Below are 2,095 nucleotides of genomic sequence, written 5' to 3'. Positions count from 1 at the left end.
CTCTTCTGCCCCTCGTCGACCATCCGACCGCGGGCTGCCATCGCTACCGCATCCCTCGTGGAGCGGGCAAGCCCAGCCCGCCGAACTGGCCCGCCCGCTGACCGCCTCCGAATTCTGGCGCCGCCTCGGCCTTTGAGGCCGGCGAAGGAGCTTTGCCATGTCTGGAAGCACCCTTACGGCGGCCGCCGAGCCGCTGATCCTGATCGTGCCCGGCCTGAACGGCAGCGGCCCGACCCACTGGCAGACCTTGTGGGAGCGGCAGATGCCGGATGCTGCGCGGGTTGATCTTGGAAGCTGGGACAATCCCCCCCGGAACACCTGGGTCAACCGGCTCAACCTGGCGATTCACAAGGCGCGGCGACCGGTATTCCTGGTGGCGCACAGCCTGGGCTGCCACGTCGTGTCGTGGTGGGGCGAGTACGAGCAGCCATGGCATGATGGGCCGGTGCGCGGCGCGTTGCTGGTGGCGCCGCCCGAAGTCGAAACGGGCGAAGTCGATCCGCCGCTGGCGCGTTTCGCGCCGGTGCTGAAGAACCCGCTCCCGTTTCCCTCGATATTGGCGGCAAGCCGTGACGATCCGTACATCGGCTTCGACCGGGCGCGCCGGCTCGGCCGGATCTGGAAAAGCCGGTTCGTCGATGCAGGTTGGCTCGGCCACATCAACGCCGAGTCGGGGATTCGCGACTGGCCGTTCGGGCAGTTCCTGCTGCGCCAGTTGAAAGCGGCGGTGGAGCCGCTCAATCAGCCGCCGGTGCGGGGGAGGAATTACGAGGCCTTGCAGTTGGAGGTACGCCCGCGCGTGTTCGCAGCGCCGCGCTAAGCCCAGTTCTCTTCGGGCCTGGCGGCGTGTGCCTAAGGAGCGCCGCAGGTGCCGGATTCGGGCGAGGGCGCCTCCCCCTGCTTGGCCCACTGTTCCTCGCGCAGCTTCTGGAACCGCGGGATGGTCGAGGTGACGTAGCCGCGGATCTGCACGTTGCCTTCGTGGCAGGCGTATTCGAAGAACTCGTAGTCAGGATTGCGCTGCCACGGGATGTCGATCTTGTAGGGCTCGGTCAGCATGACCGGATCCTCGACCCAGGCTTCGTAGCGAATCTGATCGGGGCCTGTCGGTGTGAGGCGCTCGGTCACTATCATCTGCGCGCTGTTCGGCGAGGGACCGTTGCTGAAGCCGGGCGTGAAGTTCGTCGTTTCGATGACCAGTGTGTCGCCTTCCCAGTGGCCGCGCGAGAAGCCGAGGTATTCGGTCACTTCGGGCGGCGGGGCGGGGCGGCCGTCGAGGTAGACCTTGCGCGTTTCGTGGACCATCTCGATCGCGATCACGACCAGCTCGGGCGCCTGCATCACGCGCAGGCCCATGTTGTAGGCGCCCGTCAGCATCGATCCCGGCATGCCGCGGCTAAGGCAGCGATCCCAGATGCCGAAGTCGCTGATCTTGTCGAACACTTCGGTGTTCCACGAGTTTCTGACCGCGGCCGCAGCGCGCCGGCCTTCCTCGGTCAGTGCCGGATAGCGGCCATTGGCAGGCTGGGTGATCATCGACGTCTGCCACAGCGGCAGGCCGTCCTCGCGCCAGTGGCCCATGCCGAGAATGCCGACGCGGTCCTGAGCCGCTTCGAGACCGGCGCGTTGCTCGGCCTGGGCGAAGCGTTCCTGGTATTCTTCCTCGGTCCATTCGGTGCGCGTGCCGATCTCGGGCGGGCGCTCGCGCGGGGTCGCGGCGAGGTAGTCGACCGGCCACATGCCGCGCAGGTCCGGATCGCCCCATTCGGTGCGCGGCACCTTCCAGTCGGCAGGTGGAGGCGGGTAGTCTTTGGCGGAGGGCACCGGATCGGCGGCCCATGCCGGCCCGGCCAACGGCGCGGCAAACAGCAAGGGCACGGCCAGCGCAGCAGCAGCGACGCGCGAGATCGTCATGGCACTCTCCCTGTATTTTTCGGGAGTATGCCTGAGGGCGGGGACAAAGAAAATCCTCCCCGAGTGGAGCCCGGGGAGGATCGCTAGCTTACTTCACTTTGCTTTGATCGAGCTTGGCGCGGCTGACCCAGCTGCCGTGAACCTGGCTGCGCAGGGCGAGGCCCGTCTTGACCTTGGCGAT

Annotated in this window: 2 protein-coding genes; one reads left to right on the top strand and one right to left on the bottom strand. The window is 67.1% G+C overall.

Translation table 11 applies throughout. The annotated features are described in order from the left end of the window. The first annotated feature begins 157 nt into the window (after positions 1-157). The gene (locus VKZ87_RS10855; protein ID WP_324221277.1) at positions 158-820 is read left to right on the top strand and encodes an RBBP9/YdeN family alpha/beta hydrolase; all 663 of its coding nucleotides are present in this window, start codon (positions 158-160) and stop codon (positions 818-820) included. 32 nt (positions 821-852) lie between these two features. On the opposite strand, the gene VKZ87_RS10850 is transcribed toward VKZ87_RS10855, so the two are convergent. Beyond that, positions 853-1,914 carry a hypothetical protein gene (locus VKZ87_RS10850; protein WP_324221276.1) on the bottom strand — a complete coding sequence of 354 codons (1,062 nt, stop codon included), beginning with the start codon at positions 1,912-1,914 and terminating at the stop codon, positions 853-855. Between the last annotated feature and the right edge of the window lie 181 nt (positions 1,915-2,095).

This window comes from Ferrovibrio sp. (assembly GCF_035304305.1).
Classification (GTDB): domain Bacteria; phylum Pseudomonadota; class Alphaproteobacteria; order Ferrovibrionales; family Ferrovibrionaceae; genus Ferrovibrio.
The sequence above is the reverse complement of the archived record's forward strand: the minus strand, read 5'-3'. Positions and strand labels throughout refer to the sequence as shown.

Coding starts and splice junctions, on each gene's coding strand:
- VKZ87_RS10855 (WP_324221277.1), top strand. CDS start 158: ATGTCTGGAAGCACCCTTACGGCGGCCGCCGAGCCGCTGATCCTGATC.
- VKZ87_RS10850 (WP_324221276.1), bottom strand. CDS start 1,914: ATGACGATCTCGCGCGTCGCTGCTGCTGCGCTGGCCGTGCCCTTGCTG.